Origin of the sequence: Vibrio sagamiensis NBRC 104589 (assembly GCF_007990935.1) — a bacterium.
GTDB classification, from domain to species: Bacteria; Pseudomonadota; Gammaproteobacteria; order Enterobacterales; family Vibrionaceae; genus Vibrio; species Vibrio sagamiensis.
Genome location: NZ_BJXJ01000022.1, coordinates 31,459 through 51,891 on the forward strand (window position 1 = coordinate 31,459; position 20,433 = coordinate 51,891).

Consider the following 20,433-nt stretch of genomic DNA (forward strand, 5'->3'; position numbering starts at 1 on the left):
ACCATAAAGCCACTTTTAGCCAAAGTGGCTTTATTATTCACACTCCAGCCAATCTTGATACAGTTGACTTGAGTTGCCCAAATAATCAACCATCCATTTAATCAATCGGTGATTATCCTCTTTACGCCATACCAAGCAACACTGGCTAAGCGGTTTATTATCCACTAAAACTTTTTCCACCAGCACACCTTGGTGAATCAGCGGCATCGCAATATGTCGAGGCATGTAGCCGACCCCAACACCATTCTTTAAACATTCAATCGCACTGTACCAGTTCGGTAGTAGTAAGCGGCGCTGCTTTGGGTAATACCCAGTATAGCGCTTTGGCAACACGTTCGATGTATCATCTAAGCAAATCGCTGGAAATTGACTGACAAATGCTTCGTTGAGTACTTGCTGACGAACACAAGGGTGATTCGGAGACATCACAAAAGCCCAATCCAAAACCCCCATTTCTTTGACTTCAAAATCACCACCAACAGGAATGGCAGCCGTCGCACCAATCACGATATCGGCTCGCTGCTGAGCAATGGCCTCCCAACAACCGTTAAACACTTCCATGTTGATCTGTAATTCAGCAAATTCAAACTCACGATAAAAATCTTCAATCAAAGGCTTAAGTTTGTCGAGCTTAACCACATTATCCAAAGTGATCTTAAGGGTCGATTGCCAACCATTAGCGACTCGTTGTGTTTGTGCTTTTACTTCGGCCATCTGTCGCAATAACAGCCGAGCTTCAGCAATAAAAAGCTCTCCTGCAGATGTCAGCTCGACTTTTCGTGGCAAACGATGAAACAACACAACACCCAATTCTTGTTCCACCTGACGAACGCCATAACTGATCGCCGAAGGTACTTTATGCAGAACTTCTGCAGCCGCAGTAAAACTGCCCAAGCGTGCAACCGTATCAAGCATCTCTAACGAAGATTTTGAGAACATCAATATCGACCCTTCAAAAATTTTGATTGATAACCAACAATTTTAGCGTTTCATTTTCTTAAAATCGAAAAATAGAATAGCAAACCAAATAATTAAGGGTTAGTGAGAACTAACACTGAACCACATTGATTAAATAATTTGATTGGTTGACTCATGAAAATCTCAAAACTCCAGCTTGTTTACCTCGCAGCTTTATCGATGCTCGGCTTTATTGCAACTGATATGTATTTACCCGCATTCAAAGTCATGGAAGTAGACTTTGCGACAGGCCCTGAACACATCGCTCTATCATTAACAGTATTTCTTGTTGGTATGGCTTTTGGTCAATTAATATGGGGACTGGCTTCTGATAAGTTTGGTCATCGTAATACGTTAGCTGCTGGCTTGGCACTGTTTACTGTTGCCTCATTTGGCCTGGCCTTTAGTGAGCAAGTTTGGCAGTTAATCACATTGCGCTTTGTTCAAGCAATCGGCGTATGCGCTCCTGCGGTCATTTGGCAGGCCATGGTGATAAAACGCTACTCGAGTCAAAGTCAGCAGATCTTTGCCACTATTATGCCGTTGGTTGCTTTATCACCTGCCCTTGCTCCTCAACTTGGTGTGTTACTAGCCGATAACTTTGGCTGGCATAGTATTTTTGTTACGTTAACCCTAATGGGCGTGCTGCTGGTCGTGGCAACCATGACTCAAAAAGATGAAACACCAAAAATAAAGCAAACCAGCATGTCGACTGACATTAAAGCACTCTTAGGATCGAAAACGTATCTCGGTAATGTGCTGATGTTTGCAACAGCCTCTGCCGCTTTCTTTGCTTACCTAACCGGTATGCCAGAGATCATGTCTCAACTTGGCTACCAAGCAAAAGACATTGGTTTAAGCTTTATCCCGCAAACGATCGCTTTTATGGTCGGTGGTTACTTAGGCAAGGTTGGCGTTCGTAAATATGGCGATGCGAAAGTACTGCTTCAGTTAATTGGTCTGTTTAGTGTTGCTGCGCTACTTATCTTTGTTGCATCACAATGGCACTTGACCTCTATCTGGCCAATCCTCGCGCCATTTTGCTTGATTGCAGTAGCAAATGGCGCACTTTACCCAATCGTGGTAAATCGTGCATTAGCAAGTGCGAAACAAAGCCCTGCGACCGCTGCTGGTCTACAAAATAGTCTGCAAATTACCGTAAGCAGCCTAGCAAGTGCACTGGTAGCCGCGATGGCCAGCCAAGCTCAGTTAGTCACCGGGATCGCGATCGTCATTTGTATGGGCGGATTATGGATAGGTTACATTCTATCAAACCGTGAGCTAGCAAAGCATTTCACACCGCCTGATAACGCTCGTGTAGTCAGCGAAGAAGACATGTAATTCACACTACTCCTTAGACACAACAAAGCCGCTGATTGTAAGCGGCTTTGTTTTTGCGACAAGCAGTAACGGAGACTTACTTTTGTTTTACTGGACGTTGCCATCCGGCGATTTTGCGTTCTTTAACACGCGTAATCACCAGTTCATCTTCAGCTACGTCTTTGGTCAAGGTTGTCCCCGCTCCAATCGTTGCACCATCAGCAATAGAGACTGGCGCGACTAGCTGGCTATCAGATCCAACAAAAACATCATTACCAATGAGAGTCTTAAACTTGTTCGCACCGTCATAGTTACACGTGATGGTTCCTGCACCAATGTTAGTACGTTGACCGATCTCTGCATCACCTAGGTAAGTGAGGTGATTTGCTTTAGAACCTTCACCAATACGCGTATTTTTTACTTCAACGAAGTTACCTACGTGAGAATCGTTACGCATCTCGGCACCAGGACGAAGACGAGTAAATGGACCCACCGTACATTGTTCACCTACAGTTGCCCCTTCGATCACGCTGTAAGGACGTACAACCGTGTTGTCGTCGATTTCACAGTCTTTCAGCACACAACCAGCACCAATCACAACGTTATCACCCAGTGATACCTTGCCTTCAATGATCACGTTGACGTCAATTTCACAGTCCATACCACATTGCAACTCACCACGTAAATCGAAACGTGTAGGATCGCGTAACATCACCCCTTGCTCAAGGAGCTTTTGTGCTTGCATTGATTGGAATGCACGCTCTAAACGCGCCAATTGCGCACGGTCATTAACACCTTCTACTTCAATAGCGTTTACTGGGTGAACCGCTTCAACTGCACGGCCTTCGTCGTGCGCTGCTGCGATAACGTCGGTTAGGTAGTATTCGCCTTGCGCGTTTTCATTGTTTAGACCAGCAAGCCAGCGTTTCAGGTCACCACCCGTCGCCACCAGCACACCAGTGTTACATTCTTTGATAAGCTTTTGCTCTTCTGTGGCATCTTTTTGCTCAACAATTGCCACTACAGGACCATTTTTACGAATAATCCGGCCATAACCCATCGGGTTATCCAGCATCACCGTCAAGAGTGCAATGCCACCCGTTGGCTGGGCATCTAATAGGTTTTCAATCGTTTCGGCTGAAATCAGAGGAACATCACCGTAAAGCACAAGCACTTTTTCATCATCTTCAAACTTTGGGGAGGCTTGGTCAACCGCATGGCCTGTACCAAGTTGCTCAGCTTGCAATACCCAATTAACTGGCTCTTCAGCGAGAGTCTGTTGCATTTGATCGCCACCGTGACCAAATACTAAGTGGATGTTTTGGGCTCCAAGACCAGTGCATGTATCGATAACATGCTTTGCCATCGGTTTGCCAGCTAAAGTATGCAGTACTTTAGGCATATTGGAGTACATACGAGTTCCTTTACCCGCAGCAAGAATCACCGAACTGAATTTCATTTTAAACCTATTGATGTTCTGACTTTACTAACGTCTAGTTTAACTACCTCAGCTTGAATAGTTAATGATGAAATATTAATTTCTAATAAAAAAAAAACAAAAAGGCGACCTGTTGGTCGCCTTTTTCATGAAACGTCGCTAATTATATTTAGCGACGCTTTTTAGTCAGCTCGATAACTCGTAGCTGAGCAATGGCTTTAGCCAGCTCACTGGCCGCTTGTGCAAAGTCCATATCACCATGCTGATTTTGGATTTTCTCCTCAGCACGACGCTTGGCTTCTTCTGCCTTAGCTGCGTCTAGATCTTCACCACGAATCGCGGTATCAGCCAGTACTGTAGCAGTACCAGGCTGAACTTCGACCATGCCACCAGAGACATAAATGAACTCTTCGTGGCCGTGTTGTTTCACAATACGCACCATACCAGGCTTAATAGCGGACAGCAGCGGAGTGTGGCCATGGAAAATACCCAGCTCACCTTCGCTACCGGTCACCTGAAACGTTTCTACACGACCTGAGAAAAGGCTTCTCTCTGCGCTTACCACGTCTAAGTGAAAGGTTATTGGTGCCATATCGCCTCCTAGTTAGCCTTATAGCTTCTTCGCATTCTCAAGAGCGTCGTCAATTGAACCGCAGTACATAAACGCTTGCTCTGGAACATCATCGTAGTCACCAGCTAGTAGACCTTTGAAACCACGTAGTGTTTCTTTGAGAGAGACGTAAACACCAGGATCGCCAGTAAACACTTCCGCTACGTGGTAAGGCTGAGTTAGGAAACGCTCAATCTTACGTGCACGAGATACAACTTGCTTATCTGATTCAGATAGCTCATCCATACCTAGAATCGCAATGATGTCTTTCAGCTCTTTGTAGCGCTGAAGCGTCTGCTGAACGCCACGAGCAATGTCGTAGTGCTCTTGACCAACAACCAATGGATCAAGCTGACGAGATGTCGAATCCAGTGGGTCAATCGCAGGGTATAGACCCATTGATGCGATGTTACGGTTTAGTACAACCGTTGCATCTAAGTGCGCGAATGTGGTTGCTGGAGACGGGTCAGTCAAGTCATCCGCTGGTACATATACCGCCTGAACAGAGGTGATAGAACCTTGCTTAGTTGACGTGATACGCTCCTGAAGAACACCCATCTCTTCTGCAAGAGTTGGCTGGTAACCTACCGCAGAAGGCATACGACCAAGCAGTGCAGATACTTCTGTTCCTGCTAGTGTGTAACGGTAGATGTTATCAATAAACAGAAGTACATCACGACCTTCGTCACGAAAACGCTCTGCCATTGTTAGACCCGTTAGAGCAACACGTAAACGGTTACCCGGTGGCTCGTTCATCTGACCGTAAACCATTGCTACTTTCGATTCTTCAGGCTTCTCGATGTTTACAACACCAGCTTCCTGCATCTCGTAGTAGAAATCGTTACCTTCACGAGTACGCTCACCAACACCAGCAAATACTGATAAACCAGAGTGCTGAAGTGCGATGTTGTTGATAAGTTCCATCATGTTAACGGTCTTACCTACACCTGCACCACCGAATAGACCGATTTTACCACCCTTAGCGAATGGACAAATCAAGTCGATTACTTTAACACCTGTTTCAAGAAGTGCAGTCTCGTTTGATTGCTCTTCGTAGCTTGGTGCTTCACGGTGGATAGAGTAATTCTCTTCTGCACCGATCTCACCACGCTCATCAATCGCATCACCTAGGACGTTCATGATACGACCTAGCGTTTTAGTACCAACTGGTACTGAAATTGGAGCGCCAGTGTTTACCACTTCCACACCACGACGTAAACCATCAGAGCTACCCATTACGATACAACGAACTACGCCACCGCCTAGCTGTTGTTGAACCTCAAGAACAAGACGCTCTTTTGATTCTGTAACGTTTAGAGCGTCGTATACACTAGGTACATCGCTCTGTGGGAACTCTACGTCGACTACCGCACCGATGATCTGTACGATCTTACCTGTAGCCATCGTTAATCCTCTAAACTAATTCGTTTTACCTAAGCTTAAACCGCAGCTGCACCACTAACGATTTCCGACAGTTCTTGTGTAATCGCCGCTTGACGGGCTTTGTTGTACACAAGCTCTAAGTCTTCAATCAAGTTAGATGCGTTATCTGTTGCAGCCTTCATCGCAATCATTCGTGCCGCTTGCTCACAAGCAAGGTTTTCAACCACACCTTGGTATACCTGAGACTCTACGTAACGCACTAATAGTGCATCCAGCAAAGGCTTTGGTTCAGGCTCATAGATGTAGTCCCATGAATGCTCACGCTGCATCTCTTCGCTGTCTGATTTAGGCAAAGGAAGCAATTGATCGATCGTTGGTTGCTGAACCATAGTGTTAACAAATTTGTTAAAAACTACGTATAAACGGTCCAACTCACCTTCATCGTATTTCTTCAGCATGACGCTAACCGAGCCGATTAGATCTTCTAAGCTTGGGCGATCGCCAAGACCAGAAACCTGAGCGACCACTTTTGCGCCACCGCTTTTAAAGAAAGCCGTTGCTTTTGAACCAACTATAGCCAGTTCAACATCAGCGCCTTTCTCTTTCCATGTCTGCATGTCTGTCAAAGCTTTTTTGAACACGTTAATGTTCAAGCCACCACACAAACCACGGTCTGTCGAAACGATGATGTACCCAACACGTTTAGCTTCACGCTCTTCTAGGTACGGGTGACTGTACTCTAGATTTGCATTTGCTACATGACCGATCACTTTACGCATGGTTTCAGCATATGGACGAGAAGCTTCCATCGACTCCTGAGAGCGACGCATTTTTGAAGCTGCTACCATTTCCATTGCTTTCGTAATTTTCTGCGTGCTTTTAACACTACCGATTTTATTACGTATCTCTTTTGCGCCGGCCATCGTTACTCTCCGTTAGTTGGTGGCAGAATCTGCCACCGACCTAATTACCAAGTTTGGGTTGCTACGAAATCATCAGTCAGTTTCTTCAACTGAGCTTCAACTTCATCGTTGTATTTACCCGTCTTGTCGATCTCAGCTGCAAATTCAGCATATTGACCGCGAGCGAACGATAGAAGAGCAGCTTCGAAATCTAACAATTTGTTGATTTCGATATCAGCTAAATAGCCACGCTCTGCCGCAAAGATAACCAATGCTTGATCAAAAACAGACATTGGAGCGTACTGCTTTTGCTTCATCAGTTCTGTTACTTTTTGACCATGGTCTAACTGCTTCTTCGTTGCTTCATCAAGATCAGATGAGAATTGAGCAAATGCTGCAAGTTCACGGTACTGAGCTAGTGCAGTACGGATACCACCAGATAGCTTCTTGATGATTTTCGTCTGAGCTGAACCACCTACACGAGATACTGAGATACCTGGATCAACTGCTGGACGAATGCCTGAGTTGAATAGCTCAGTTTGTAGGAAGATCTGACCATCGGTAATCGAGATTACGTTAGTCGGTACGAACGCGGAGACATCACCAGCTTGAGTTTCAATGATAGGAAGCGCTGTCAAAGAACCAGTCTTACCTTTCACTTCACCATTAGTGAAACGCTCTACATACTCCTCGCTCACACGAGCAGCACGCTCTAGTAGACGAGAGTGGAGGTAGAATACGTCACCTGGAAATGCCTCACGGCCTGGTGGACGCTTAAGTAGTAGAGAGATCTGACGATAAGCAACAGCTTGTTTAGATAGATCATCATAAACAATCAGTGCATCTTCACCGCGATCGCGGAAGTATTCACCCATCGCACAACCTGCATATGGCGCTAGATATTGCAGCGCTGCAGATTCAGAAGCCGATGCAACGACAACGATCGTGTTTGATAGTGCACCGTGCTCTTCTAGTTTGCGAACTACGTTAGCGATAGTCGATGCTTTCTGACCAATAGCTACGTAAATTGAGAAAATACCGGAATCTTTCTGGTTGATAATCGCATCGATCGCCATTGCTGTTTTACCAGTCTGACGGTCACCGATCACAAGCTCACGCTGACCACGCCCGATTGGGATCATTGAGTCAACAGATTTGTAGCCAGTTTGTACAGGCTGATCAACTGATTTACGGTCGATTACACCTGGTGCAATTACTTCAACAGGCGAAGTCATTTTTGCTTCGATTGGACCTTTACCATCGATAGGCTCACCTAGCGTATTGACTACGCGGCCTAGTAGCTCTGGACCAACTGGCACTTCAAGAATGCGGCCAGTACCTGTTACTTTCATACCTTCCCTAAGGTCGGCATATGGGCCCATTACAACCGCACCAACCGAGTCACGCTCAAGGTTAAGTGCGAGTGCATAGCGGCCACCCGGTAATTTAATCATTTCACCTTGCATCACGTCCGCTAGGCCGTGAATGCGAATGATACCATCGCTTACCGATACGATAGTACCTTCATTACGAGCTTCACTTACAACATCGAAAGATTCGATACGTTGTTTGATTAGGTCGCTAATTTCCGTGGAATTAAGTTGCATGCTCCAATCCCCATTAAGACTGCAATGCATCACTCAGGCGAGTCAAACGACCACGCGCTGAGTCATCGATGACTAGGTCTCCGGCTCGAATAATAACCCCACCAAGTAGGGTCTCATCTACGCTGCAATTCAGCTTCACTTTACGTTCGAGACGTACTTCAAGTTTGCTGCCAATATTTGCGATTTGCTCACCAGAAAGCTCTGTTGCTGAAATCACTTCAACATCAATTTGCTTCTCATGTTCTTTCTTCAATACGAAGAATTGCTCACAAACATCGGGAAGGGCCTTTAAACGGCCATTCTTAGCCATAACCTTAATTAGGTTTTGGCCATACGCATCAACTTGTTCACCACAAACAGCAACAAATATTTCGACGGCTTTTTCAGCAGACACTGAGCCTGATAAAAGCCCTTGTATTTGTTCGTTTTTGGCAACTTCAGCAGCAAAAGACAACATTTGGCCCCATTGGTCCAACTGGTCTTTCTCTACCGCAAAGTCAAAGGCTGCTTTAGCATAGGGGCGTGCGATTGTAGTCAAATTAGACATGTGCGCCCCCAGACTTAAAGTTTTGCAGTAATGTTGTCGAGAATATCTTTCTGAGCATCTTTATCAATAGAACGCTCCAGAATTTTCTCAGCACCAGCTATAGCCAGAGCAGCAACTTGTTTGCGCAGGTCATCACGTGCACGATTACGTTCAGCTTCAAGTTCAGATTCAGCTTGTGTTAGGATTTTCTGGCGTTCTGCCTGAGCTTCCTCACGAGCTTCATCGATGATTTGAGACTTACGCTTGTTCGCTTGATCGATGATCTCCGTTGCTGTGCGCTTCGCTTCTTTTAATTGTTCAGAAGCGTTGGCTTGTGCTAGGTCCAAGTCTTTAGCAGCACGTTCGGCTGCCTGAAGACCATCAGAAATTTTCTTCTGGCGCTCTTCGATCGCTTTCATCAATGGCGGCCATACATATTTCATGCAGAACCACACAAACAGTGCAAACGAGATTGCTTGACCTAGCAGGGTTGCGTTTATATTCACAACAGCTACTCCCTTTTAAGAATCAACTACAAAAATACAATTAACAGCGTGGTTAATTAGCCTGCTAGTTGACCCACAAATGGGTTTGCGAACGTGAATAGTAGCGCGATTACGATACCGATCATTGGAACCGCATCAAGTAGACCTGCGATAATGAACATCTTAACTTGTAGCATAGGAGCCATTTCTGGTTGACGTGCTGCACCTTCTAGGAATTTACCACCTAGTAGTGCGAAACCAATCGCTGTACCAAGAGAAGCAAGACCGACGATAATACCTACGGCGATTGCAGAAAAGCTCAGTAAAGTTTCCATTACTATCTCCAATTTATAGTTGTTGGCTTAGTGCCCGAATAAAAAGCTTAAAAAATTAATGATCAGAGTCTTCGTGTGCCATTGACAAGTAAACGATTGTCAACATCATAAATACGAAGGCTTGGATCGTAATAACCAAGATATGGAAGATTGCCCACGGTAGTGAACCCATCCATTGTAAGTACCATGGTAGCATTGCCGCACAAAGAATGAATACAACCTCACCCGCGAACATGTTACCGAATAAACGCATACCAAGAGAAAGAGGCTTCGCCAGAAGCGATACCACTTCAATCAATAGGTTAAACGGAATCATCAGTGGGTGATTGAATGGATGTAGTGCAAGTTCTTTTGCGAATCCACCTAAGCCTTTCACTTTAATGCTGTAGTAAATCATTAAAGCAAAAACACCTAGAGCCATAGCCATGGTGATATTCACATCAGCTGATGGTACAACCTTAAGATAAGGAATACCTAGCCAATGTTCTGCTGGATAAGGCAAGAAGTCGATCGGGACAAGGTCCATCACGTTCATCAAGAATACCCAACAAAAGATAGTTAGTGCTAAAGGAGCGATCAGTGGATTGCGTCCATGAAAAGTATCTTTGACGTTTTCCGCGACAAATTCTACTATCATTTCTACAGCACACTGAAGCTTACCCGGTACACCCGCTGTTGATTTCTTTGCTACTTTGTAAAAAATCCCAAGGAAAATTAAACCAGTAAACCAAGAAAAAAACAGACTATCGATATGTACGTTCCAGAAACCTGTCTCCTCCGCTACCAATCCTAACTTAGCTAAAGATAGATTTGATAGGTGGTGGGCAATGTAACCGGACGACGTTAGCGCTTCACCTGGCGCAGCCATAACTCATCCTATTTCTTGTTGTTAATGAAAAGCACTGGTGCAAAGATATTAATACCTAGTACCAGCAAATAGGTTAGTTTGAGGGGAACAAGTTCCACCTGCATATACATGTAGGCAACACAGAACAACACGACCGTGATGAGAATTTTCAGAGCTTCACCTGTGTAGAATGATGCTGCAATACGCTTAGCAGCGCGAGCACCACTGAACATAAATGCAAAAAAAGCAAATACAGCATTGGCAACAACAAAAATGCCACCACCAATCAACGCTGAAAATCCCCATTTTGGATTCACGGCCATCGCCATTCCTGCCGCCACAAAAATAACCGCGCCAGATTGGATCATTAACAATTGCTTTGCAAGCTCTCGTCCTGGCCTAGCTAACGCAGCTACCATGTATTCGTACCTCTAGTAATATCCACTTCGCACTGACTCATATGTGCAGGGAAAGAGAAATTGGCAAAATTATACGGCGCAAACAGTTGAATGCAATGAGATTGCATTAAAAAGTTACAGTTTTGTTTACATGCCGACAACTTTTGTTCAAAATTCGGTTAAATCAATTAATTGACCGGAATCAATTATCTCATCTAGGACTGTAGCTTGGCAATCAGTAGATCTAATTTGTGAGGCTCATCAAGACTTATTGTCACTTTTGCTTTACCGTTCGCAGTTCGCACAAAACAGACCTGAGCATCAAGTAACTGACTCAGTTTATGCGACATTTTTTGCGCTTCCACATCTACTTGTTGAACGTTATGCTCACTTTTAGGCATTAAGTGCTTTTTTACTAACTGTTCAGTTTGACGAACAGTCATTTGTTTCTTAGAAACTTGCTGTGCTACTTCGACTTGCTGCTCACCATCAAGAGCCAATAAAGCACGAGCATGACCCATCTCTAGTTTCTTATCAGCAACTAAAGCTTTTACTTCCATTTCCAGTTGATTAAGACGTAATAAGTTACTGACCGTTGCTCTTGATTTACCAATAACCTCGGCAACTTGTTGATGGGTAAGATTGAACTCATCTTGTAAACGCTCAAGAGCTTGTGCCTCTTCGATAACATTCAAATCTTCACGTTGGATATTCTCGATAAGAGCCATAGCAATCGCCGCTCGATCTTCCACCTTCTTAATCAAGCAAGGCACACGTTTAAGACCTGCCTGTTTAGCAGCCCGCCAACGGCGCTCACCAGCGATGATCTCAAATTGATTCACGGCAACTTCACGGACAACAATCGGTTGAATGATACCTTGCGACTGAATCGATGCTGTAAGCTCTTCTAATGCTTCTGGTGCCATATCTTTACGTGGTTGATATGTACCAGGCTGAAGCTGACTCACTGATAACTCAACGAGTTCACCTTGAGTTGAAAGTGCCTGACTGTTCGAAGCAATATTCTGTTTTTCACGAGCTAACGAACTGGTCGACAATAGTGCATCCAGCCCTTTTCCTAGACCACGCTTAGACATAGGAGAAATTCCTTAGAGTAAATATTAAAGTTCGGTATCTTCGCGGCGAAGCATCTCACCAGCCAATGCTAAGTAAGCTTTCGCCCCTGCAGAGTATTTGTCGTAATACATGGCAGGCTTACCATGGCTTGGCGCTTCAGCTAAACGAACATTACGAGGAATCACTGTCCGATAGACCTTGCTGCCAAAGTGCTTTTTAATTTGATCGGAGACTTCATTCGATAAACGGTTACGAGGATCGAACATAGTACGCAATAGGCCCTCAATCTTCAGATGTTCATTAACCACCGCCGCTAACTTACTGATGGTATCCATAAGCGCGGTCAATCCTTCTAATGCAAAGTATTCACATTGCATCGGGACTAAGACCGAATCTGCTGCTGCCATCGCATTAATCGTAAGTAGGTTCAAAGAGGGAGGACAATCAATAAAAATAAAGTCATATTGATCACGCACAGGAGCTAGTGCATTTTTTAGGCGCACCTCACGAGCAAAAACTTCCATGAGCTTAATCTCTGCCGCAGTGACATCTCCATTAGCAGCAATGAGGTCATACTTACCTGTTGTTTCGGTGCAAACCACTTGATCAAACGGAACTTCTTCAACCAGAAGATCATAAGCTGTCGCATCGACCATGTATTTATCCACACCGCTAGCCATAGTAGCATTACCTTGAGGATCGAGATCAATAACCAAAACTTTGCGTTTGGTTGCCGCCATAGACGCAGCTAAATTAATACACGTTGTTGTTTTACCTACGCCACCTTTTTGGTTGGCAATGGCGACAATTTTACCCACAATGACCTCACTAATTATCCTTGCGCGATAAGATTACTAGATGACGCTCACCTTCTAACTCCGGAACAATCAAAGATATGATCTCTGTCACACGACACCACTCTGGCAACTGCTCTATCTCGTCGTTAGGATGTAAGCCTTTTAATGCCAGAAAAACGCCGGTGTTTGCTTTTGGCAAATGCTGGCACCATTCGACCATATCTGTCATTGAAGCAAAAGCTCGACTTAAAACGCCATCAAATTTTTCTTCAGGTTGAAACTCTTCAACTCGACTTTGGACGGGAGTGACATTTTTTAGCCCGAGAGCATGAACAACCTGCTTAAGAAAACGAATTCGCTTACCAAGACTATCCAATAAGAAAAATGCTTTGTTTGGGTTCATGATCGCCAGAGGAATACCAGGCAACCCAGGCCCCGTACCAACATCAATAAAACGCTCACCTTCAGGTAAGTGACTACTCACAACTATACTATCCAGAATATGTTTTACTAACATTTCCTGTGGATCACGCACTGAAGTTAAGTTATAAGCTTTGTTCCATTTATCGAGCCATTCAACGTAAGCGATCAACTGCTCACGTTGCTGCTCAGAAACGGTTAATTCAGTCTGAGCAATTAAGCTATCGAGTTTGGTTCGTAGAGTGCTCATTATTCGTCCTCACCTTTTTTCAGCAAGCCGTGTTTCTTCAAATGAACAAGTAAAATTGAGATTGCAGCAGGAGTAATACCAGAAATTCGAGATGCAATCCCAATACTTTCTGGCCTTGACTCGTTCAGTTTAGTGACAACTTCGTTTGACAGACCTTTGACGTCCTGGTAGTTCAAATCGGTCGGTAACTTAGTGTGCTCATGACGCAATGACTTTTCGATCTCATCTTGCTGACGCTTGATATAACCATCGTATTTCACTTGAATTTCAACTTGTTCTGCTGCTTGTTGATCGTCTAACGCTGGAGAGAATGCATCCAGTTGAGTCAATTGTGAGTAATTAATTTCTGGACGACGCAGAAGATCTTCACCACTGGCTTCACGGGCCATTGGTGTTTTCAATAACTTATTCAACTCGTCCACACCCGTTGAATTTGGATTCATCCACGTTGATTTCAAACGCTGACGCTCCGTTTCCATATTATCGATCTTTTGGTTAAAGCGAGCCCAACGAGCTTCATCAATCAAACCAAGTTGATGGGCTTTTTCTGTTAGACGCAGATCGGCGTTATCTTCACGAAGCAATAGACGATATTCAGCACGTGAAGTGAACATGCGGTACGGTTCTTTAGTGCCCATGGTCGATAGATCGTCAATCAATACTCCCATGTAAGCTTGATCACGACGTGGGCTCCAACCTTCTTTGTCTTGACTGTATAAACTCGCGTTAAGACCGGCCATCAAACCTTGTGCTGCCGCTTCTTCATAACCTGTCGTACCGTTAATTTGGCCAGCAAAGAACAAACCGTTGATGAATTTAGTCTCATAAGTTTGTTTCAAATCACGAGGATCAAAGAAATCATACTCAATCGCATAACCTGGACGCACAATATGCGCGTTCTCAAATCCTTTCATTGAGTGAACGATCTGCACTTGAACGTCAAATGGTAAGCTGGTGGAAATACCATTCGGATACAACTCATGGGTGGTTAAACCTTCAGGTTCGATGAAAATTTGATGACTGTTCTTGTCCGCAAAGCGCATCACTTTATCTTCGATCGATGGACAGTAACGAGGACCAATCCCTTCGATCACACCCGCATACATAGGGCTACGATCAAGGTTGTCACGAATAACATCGTGGGTTTGTTCATTGGTATGCGTAATGAAACATGGAATTTGACGTGGATGCTGCTGGCGGTTCCCCATAAATGAGAATACTGGAGTTGGATTATCACCGTGCTGTACTTCAAGTGCTGAAAAATCAACGCTACGTGCGTCAATTCGTGGTGGTGTACCTGTTTTCAGACGATCAACACGAAACGGCAGTTCGCGTAAACGATCGGCAAGTGCGATCGATGGAGGATCGCCTGCACGGCCACCAGAAGAGCTTTCCATACCAATGTGTATCTTTCCGCCAAGAAAAGTTCCAACGGTCAATACAATTGCTTTGGCGCGGAATTTGAGACCCATTTGAGTCACAACCCCAACCGCACGATCGTGTTCCACAATCAAATCGTCCACCGATTGCTGGAACAAGGTTAAATTAGGGGTATTTTCTAATCCATTACGAACATAGGCTTTGTAAAGAGCACGATCAGCTTGTGCACGAGTGGCTCGAACCGCTGGCCCTTTAGATGCATTAAGAGTTCTAAATTGAATACCTGCATGATCAATTGCTTCAGCCATTAGACCGCCCATAGCGTCAACCTCTTTGACTAAGTGGCCTTTACCAATACCACCAATAGCCGGATTACAGGACATTTGGCCTAATGTATCGATGTTATGTGTTAGGAGAAGCGTTTTTTGTCCTGTGCGTGCAGATGCGAGTGCCGCTTCCGTTCCTGCGTGTCCGCCACCAACAACAATGACGTCAAAATTTTCGTGATAAAGCATGAACCGACCTCAGGTATTCAAAGGATTTTATGGACAGATAAAAAAGAGCGGTATTCTACCTTTTTTATTGCTGAGAGAGAATTGTTTTCTTATGTTAAACATTTTAGTCTCTGAATCTATTAATATAAGATCTTTATATATGATCTTTTATTGGATCTATTATTAGGATCCCACATTTCTGTGGATAAGCGACAAATGATCAATAAGATCATGGATCTTTTTACGATCATTTGTTGTGATCATCATTTGATCTAACTGAGGATTTCCTGAGATCAAAATGGCTAGTTATACACAGGGGTAGGGATGGTGAAAAGTTATTAATTGGATAACTAAAGGAAGATCACTGGATTACACTATACTTATCCACAGATGGTTTGATGGTTTTTTAAGCACTTAAATGATTGAGGTGGGAGTAGGATAGGTCTAAATAGTGATAAAGAGCCGTTGAGTGACTCTTTATCATCATCATTATGCGCTAAAATGGGCAAGATTTTCGTTTAACCACACCTCTGCGGCATCTTCAGGTACATCGTGATTGAGAACATCAATCTTTAGGCAGTCGCTGATAGGTGTTGCACCGATATCTTCCAACAAGTCATACGCATGTTGACCTGCTGCGCAAAAAGTATCATAGCTTGAATCGCCAATCGCAATCACAGCGAATTTGACATTGACCATGTTCGGCGGGGTGGCCTGTAGATCTGTAATAAAAGGGTGAATATTATCTGGGTACTCTCCGGCGCCATGGGTTGATGTGACCACCAGCCAAATGCCCTGATTCTCAATTGAGCTTAACTCTGGTTGATTGTGGATCGTCGTTTCTAGTCCGTGTTCATTTAGCAGATCACTTAAATGATCGCCCACATATTCTGCCCCGCCTAGAGTGCTGCCTGTAATGATGTGGATCATCTATTTTTCCTTTGCTTGAGTATGGTGAGGTTTATTATACCTATTTGGTTAATGATTAACGTGATGGGTTGCATTTCGTGTTTGATACTTAGGTCGTGTCCTGATGGGAGGGGCGATTTGCTGTCGCTAACGGACATTCAACAGCAGCACGATGCTAAATGATTCATCTAGCATCGCTTGCTTAAGTTGTTATTTACCAATGCAGAACGAGGAAAATATTCGACCTAGTAAGTCATCAGAACTGAATTCACCTGTGATTTCGTTAAGGTGCTGCTGAGTAATGCGGAGCTCTTCTGCTAAGATTTCTCCTGCCATATAGCCTTCAAGCTGTTCTTGGCCTATCTGGAGGTGCTGAGCGGCACGCTCTAATGCATCCAAATGACGACGGCGAGCCATAAATCCCCCCTCAGTATTACCAGAGAAACCCATACAGTCTTTAAGGTGATTTCTGAGTGCGTCTACTCCTGATCCTGTTTTGGCCGAGAGACGAATCAAGGTCGGATCGTTGACATGACAGATCCCCATTGCTTCGTTAGTTTGATCGGCCTTATTGCGGATCACAGTAATGCCAATGTTTTCAGGTAGGCGATCAACAAAATCAGGCCAGATTTCTTTCGGGTCCGTTGCATCGGTTGTGGTGCCATCAACCATAAATAACACTCGATCAGCTTGGCTAATTTCGTCCCATGCGCGCTCAATACCGATTTTTTCCACTTCATCAGATGCATCACGTAGACCTGCGGTATCGATAATGTGCAGTGGCATCCCATCGATGTGGATATGCTCACGTAGGACATCACGCGTCGTACCGGCTATATCTGTGACGATGGCAGACTCTTTACCAGATAGAGCATTGAGTAGGCTCGACTTACCAGCATTGGGGCGACCTGCAATTACAACTTTCATCCCTTCACGCATAATCGCGCCTTGGTTGGCTTCTTTGCGTACTGCTTCGAGATTATCGATGATCGCCTGTAGATCGGCTGAGACTTTGCCATCTGCCAGAAAATCGATTTCTTCTTCTGGGAAGTCGATGGCGGCCTCAACATAGATACGTAAATGGATCAGGGATTCCAACAAAGTATGAATACGTTGTGAGAATTGACCTTGTAGAGATTGCAGTGCGGATTTCGCTGCTTCTTCTGAACTGGCATCAATCAGATCGGCAATCGCTTCTGCTTGTGTGAGATCCATCTTATCGTTCAAGAAGGCACGTTCTGAGAATTCTCCGGGACGTGCTGCACGTACACCATCAATACCTAGAATGCGCTTAATCAGCATATCCATTACCACAGGACCGCCATGACCTTGAAGCTCGAGGATGTCTTCACCGGTAAAGGAATGTGGGTTAGGGAAGTACAGCGCAATGCCTTGGTCGAGGACGACACTATCCTCGGCTTGGAATGGTAGATACTCTGCATAGCGAGGTTTGAGCACTTTGCCTGTAACTTCAAGTGCTACTTGGTTGGCCTTAGGGCCAGAAACACGAATAATGCCAACGCCACCACGACCTGGAGCGGTGGCTTGAGCGACAATCGTATCTGTAGTCATAATCTTGCCTTTTGAGCTGGGCTATAGGATTGGTCAACCTAGGGAGCCAAAACTGTTAGTTAGCTGAATTGTAATCAGCCAAAAACAAAAAGGCGACCTTTTGGCCGCCTTTGTTATGCTTTTATTCTAAAGTTATTTACTATGTAAGCCTTTTTTCTCTAGCGATTTGTAAATAATGGTCTGCTGGATAAGCGTCACAATGTTCGATACCAACCAGTACAAAACCAGACCTGCTGGGAAAAATAGGAAGAATACACTAAACATGACTGGCATAAAGGTCATGATTTTTTGCTGCATAGGATCGGTTACTGTTGCTGGGCTCATTTTTTGGATGATAAACATTGAAATACCCATCAGCACTGGTAGCACATAGTATGGATCTGGAGCTGAAAGGTCATGAATCCATAACATAAACGGTGTATGTCGAAGCTCAACCGACTCCATTAGTGACCAGTATAGTGCAATAAAGATAGGCATTTGCAGTACAAGTGGTAAACAGCCACCAAGTGGGTTTACTTTTTCTTTCTTGTACAGTTCCATCATTTCTTGGCTCATACGTTGGCGATCTTCACCAAAACGCTCACGCATCTCTTGCAGTTTTGGTTGCAGCATGCGCATTTTAGCCATCGATGTGTACTGAGCTTTTGTCAGTGGGTACATTGCACCACGGACCACAAACGTTAGCAAGATGATCGCGAAACCCCAGTTACCCACAAAACCATGGATGAAAGAGAGCAGCCAGTGTAATGGCTTGGCAATAAACCATAACCAACCGTAGTCGACAACGAGGTCAAGGTTAGGTGCAACGGCTTCCATTTGTGATTGTAGCTTAGGGCCCGCCCAAAGTGACGCTTTAAACTGTGCTTTATCACCAGAAGCAATGGTTTTATCAGGCATACGAAGACCGATATCACCAAGATTACCTTTCACACGAGTGTAGATTATCGTACCTGGCTCTTTATACGGAACCCAAGCAGCAGCAAAGTAGTGCTGGATCATGGCAATCCAACCTTGACCATTGGTCAGGTTAATTGAGAGATTATGATCTTTCATATCGTCAAAGCTGTACTTTTTGTAACGTACATCTTGGGTAGAATAAGCGCCTCCACGGTATGTTGGCATGGTAATACTGCCCCCATCATCCATGAGATTTTGGCGTAGGTGTGCATACATACCTACAGTTGCATTGCTGCCTGAGTTGTTGATGATATCGTATTCAACTTTGACGGCATAGCTGCCACGCTCTAGAACGAAAGTCTTAGTGTAGTCAATGCCATTAACACTTACCGTCATTGGGATACGTAGCTCATTTTGTCCATCGATAAGAGTAAAGCTATCAGCGCTGACGTTGTAGTTAGGGCGATTGCTTGTGGTTTTATCAATGCCTTGTGGACCGATAAGGCCACTTTGAGCGATGAACTGGTGACCTTTGGTGTTTTTTAACAGGACAAACGGATCAGAGGAGCCCATTTCGGCTGCATATTGGTTGAGGTCTGCATGAACAATGTCACCACCAAAGGTGTTTATCGACAGAGTCAAAACATCAGTCGTCACTGTGATTGTTTTTGCAGCGGCTTGCTGTTGAGCTGGTAATGGATCGAACTCATCTGTATTAGATGGCGCCATTACGGTATTGCTTGTTTGAGCCTGTTCAATAGCTTGTGGTGCTGGATTCTTATCGTCTTGCCATTGTTTAAATAGCAAGAAAGAAACCGCGAGCAAAGCAATGAGCAGGATATTACGTTGAGAATCCATCGTTAGTTATCTCTGTCTTGTTTTTGGACTGGTGGAACGGGATCATACCCCCCTTCGTTCAAGGGGTGGCATTTTAATAGACGTCGGCCTGATAACCAACATCCTTTTACAAATCCGTGAGCTTTTAAAGCTTCGAGCGCATAAGTAGAACAAGTTGGTGTGAACCGACAACGAGGACCTATCAGAGGGCTGATAAACCAGCGATAAAGATAAACGAGCCCAATGGCTATCCACGTGAAGGGCGAGATAAACGTTGCCATAGCTTATCAAACAACCTAAATAATTCCTCATTGCTTAAATCTTGCGCGCTTTTCTTGGCAATAACAACAAAATCTTTGTTTGCAAGCTTATTTTGATTGTTACGAAAACTTTCACGAGCTATACGTTTAAATCGATTCCGGCCTACAGCAGTTTTTATCTGCTTCTTGGGAACCGCCAAACCTAAGCGTGGATGAGGAAGCTTATTATTGCGAGCAATGATGGTGAAATGAGGCGAGCCTGCTCTATGAGCTTGCTGGAAGACATTTTGATAATGCTCGGGAGTTAACAAACGTAACTCCCGATTAAACGCGTACGTGTTCAAAATAAACTAGCGATTATTTTGATAGGCGCGCACGGCCTTTTGCACGACGTGCGTTAATAACTTTACGACCGTTCTTAGTTGCCATGCGTGCACGGAAGCCGTGGTTACGCTTGCGCTTTAGAACTGAAGGTTGAAAAGTGCGTTTCATGATAAATACCTTTACTGATCAGTAGTTTTAGGTTCTTGTTAAACCCGGCGTGGGTATGATGCTTTCTTAATATAAAGAAGCTCTTTATATGGAGAAGACTAACCGACGCCTCTCAACAAAGAGGCGGAATTGTAATCACACTCACATAATGTGTCAATGACTCGTGGGTATGAAATTCCGGCCGGACGATTATACGTAGTGTGAGTAAAATCTCAAGGATCGATTGATCTTAGTATTGAT

General features: G+C 44.4%; 22 protein-coding genes. 1 reads left to right on the plus strand and 21 read right to left on the minus strand.

Translation table 11 applies throughout. The features are described 5' to 3' along the window. Positions 1–33 precede the first annotated feature (33 nt). Entirely contained in the window at positions 34–939 is a 906-nt protein-coding gene (gene punR / locus VSA01S_RS11995) for a DNA-binding transcriptional activator PunR (protein WP_039979028.1), read from the minus strand. Positions 940–1,092: 153 nt separating this feature from the next. On the opposite strand from punR, the gene punC reads away from it, so the two are divergent. Beyond that, positions 1,093–2,298 (plus strand): purine nucleoside transporter PunC, encoded by a 1,206-nt coding sequence (gene punC, locus VSA01S_RS12000; protein ID WP_039979027.1) that lies wholly within the window; start codon positions 1,093–1,095, stop codon positions 2,296–2,298. A gap of 76 nt (positions 2,299–2,374) precedes the next feature. Here the strand turns inward: punC and glmU are convergent, their stop codons facing one another. The 20 genes from glmU to rpmH all read right to left on the minus strand — a co-directional run bounded on the left by glmU (position 2,375) and on the right by rpmH (position 20,193). Further along, on the minus strand, positions 2,375–3,736 hold the full coding sequence (gene glmU / locus VSA01S_RS12005; RefSeq protein WP_039979026.1) for a bifunctional UDP-N-acetylglucosamine diphosphorylase/glucosamine-1-phosphate N-acetyltransferase GlmU: 1,362 nt from the start codon (positions 3,734–3,736) through the stop codon (positions 2,375–2,377). A 148-nt stretch (positions 3,737–3,884) separates the two neighbouring features. Continuing rightward, positions 3,885–4,307 (minus strand): F0F1 ATP synthase subunit epsilon, encoded by a 423-nt coding sequence (locus VSA01S_RS12010; RefSeq protein WP_039979025.1) that lies wholly within the window; start codon positions 4,305–4,307, stop codon positions 3,885–3,887. An 18-nt stretch (positions 4,308–4,325) separates the two neighbouring features. Then, positions 4,326–5,729, minus strand: coding sequence for a F0F1 ATP synthase subunit beta (gene atpD / locus VSA01S_RS12015; RefSeq protein ID WP_039979024.1), 1,404 nt, complete (start codon positions 5,727–5,729; stop codon positions 4,326–4,328). Between the two features lie 35 nt (positions 5,730–5,764). Further along, a complete protein-coding gene (gene atpG, locus VSA01S_RS12020; RefSeq protein ID WP_039979023.1) occupies positions 5,765–6,631 on the minus strand; it encodes a F0F1 ATP synthase subunit gamma in 867 nt (288 codons plus the stop codon). A gap of 44 nt (positions 6,632–6,675) precedes the next feature. Then, entirely contained in the window at positions 6,676–8,217 is a 1,542-nt protein-coding gene (atpA, locus tag VSA01S_RS12025; RefSeq protein ID WP_039979022.1) for a F0F1 ATP synthase subunit alpha, read from the minus strand. A gap of 13 nt (positions 8,218–8,230) precedes the next feature. Next, positions 8,231–8,764, minus strand: coding sequence for a F0F1 ATP synthase subunit delta (atpH, locus tag VSA01S_RS12030; RefSeq protein WP_039979021.1), 534 nt, complete (start codon positions 8,762–8,764; stop codon positions 8,231–8,233). Positions 8,765–8,778: 14 nt separating this feature from the next. After that, a complete protein-coding gene (gene atpF, locus VSA01S_RS12035; protein WP_039979020.1) occupies positions 8,779–9,249 on the minus strand; it encodes a F0F1 ATP synthase subunit B in 471 nt (156 codons plus the stop codon). Between the two features lie 56 nt (positions 9,250–9,305). Further along, on the minus strand, positions 9,306–9,563 hold the full coding sequence (gene atpE / locus VSA01S_RS12040; RefSeq protein WP_005372317.1) for a F0F1 ATP synthase subunit C: 258 nt from the start codon (positions 9,561–9,563) through the stop codon (positions 9,306–9,308). 55 nt (positions 9,564–9,618) lie between these two features. Then, positions 9,619–10,431: a F0F1 ATP synthase subunit A gene (gene atpB / locus VSA01S_RS12045; RefSeq protein WP_039979019.1), complete on the minus strand. Its 813-nt coding sequence runs from the start codon at positions 10,429–10,431 to the stop codon at positions 9,619–9,621. 8 nt (positions 10,432–10,439) lie between these two features. Beyond that, positions 10,440–10,829 carry a F0F1 ATP synthase subunit I gene (locus VSA01S_RS12050; RefSeq protein WP_021709702.1) on the minus strand — a complete coding sequence of 130 codons (390 nt, stop codon included), beginning with the start codon at positions 10,827–10,829 and terminating at the stop codon, positions 10,440–10,442. A gap of 194 nt (positions 10,830–11,023) precedes the next feature. Beyond that, the gene (locus VSA01S_RS12055; protein ID WP_039979018.1) at positions 11,024–11,905 is read right to left on the minus strand and encodes a ParB/RepB/Spo0J family partition protein; all 882 of its coding nucleotides are present in this window, start codon (positions 11,903–11,905) and stop codon (positions 11,024–11,026) included. Between the two features lie 24 nt (positions 11,906–11,929). Continuing rightward, positions 11,930–12,703, minus strand: coding sequence for a ParA family protein (locus VSA01S_RS12060; RefSeq protein ID WP_039979017.1), 774 nt, complete (start codon positions 12,701–12,703; stop codon positions 11,930–11,932). Positions 12,704–12,713: 10 nt separating this feature from the next. Beyond that, entirely contained in the window at positions 12,714–13,352 is a 639-nt protein-coding gene (rsmG, locus tag VSA01S_RS12065) for a 16S rRNA (guanine(527)-N(7))-methyltransferase RsmG (protein WP_039979016.1), read from the minus strand. After that, the gene (mnmG, locus tag VSA01S_RS12070) at positions 13,352–15,247 is read right to left on the minus strand and encodes a tRNA uridine-5-carboxymethylaminomethyl(34) synthesis enzyme MnmG (RefSeq protein WP_039979015.1); all 1,896 of its coding nucleotides are present in this window, start codon (positions 15,245–15,247) and stop codon (positions 13,352–13,354) included. The genes rsmG and mnmG overlap by 1 nt, the downstream gene beginning before the upstream one ends. 468 nt (positions 15,248–15,715) lie before the next feature. Continuing rightward, the gene (gene mioC / locus VSA01S_RS12075; protein ID WP_039979014.1) at positions 15,716–16,156 is read right to left on the minus strand and encodes an FMN-binding protein MioC; all 441 of its coding nucleotides are present in this window, start codon (positions 16,154–16,156) and stop codon (positions 15,716–15,718) included. A 189-nt stretch (positions 16,157–16,345) separates the two neighbouring features. Beyond that, complete coding sequence (gene mnmE, locus VSA01S_RS12080; protein ID WP_039979013.1) at positions 16,346–17,707, minus strand: tRNA uridine-5-carboxymethylaminomethyl(34) synthesis GTPase MnmE; 1,362 nt, start codon at positions 17,705–17,707, stop codon at positions 16,346–16,348. Between the two features lie 132 nt (positions 17,708–17,839). After that, positions 17,840–19,462: a membrane protein insertase YidC gene (gene yidC / locus VSA01S_RS12085; RefSeq protein WP_039979012.1), complete on the minus strand. Its 1,623-nt coding sequence runs from the start codon at positions 19,460–19,462 to the stop codon at positions 17,840–17,842. Positions 19,463–19,464: 2 nt separating this feature from the next. Beyond that, positions 19,465–19,722: a membrane protein insertion efficiency factor YidD gene (gene yidD / locus VSA01S_RS12090; RefSeq protein ID WP_083932192.1), complete on the minus strand. Its 258-nt coding sequence runs from the start codon at positions 19,720–19,722 to the stop codon at positions 19,465–19,467. Further along, on the minus strand, positions 19,689–20,012 hold the full coding sequence (gene rnpA / locus VSA01S_RS12095; protein WP_244949871.1) for a ribonuclease P protein component: 324 nt from the start codon (positions 20,010–20,012) through the stop codon (positions 19,689–19,691). Before rnpA ends, yidD begins: the two co-directional genes overlap by 34 nt. A 46-nt stretch (positions 20,013–20,058) precedes the next feature. Further along, complete coding sequence (gene rpmH, locus VSA01S_RS12100) at positions 20,059–20,193, minus strand: 50S ribosomal protein L34 (RefSeq protein ID WP_039979010.1); 135 nt, start codon at positions 20,191–20,193, stop codon at positions 20,059–20,061. Positions 20,194–20,433 lie beyond the last annotated feature (240 nt).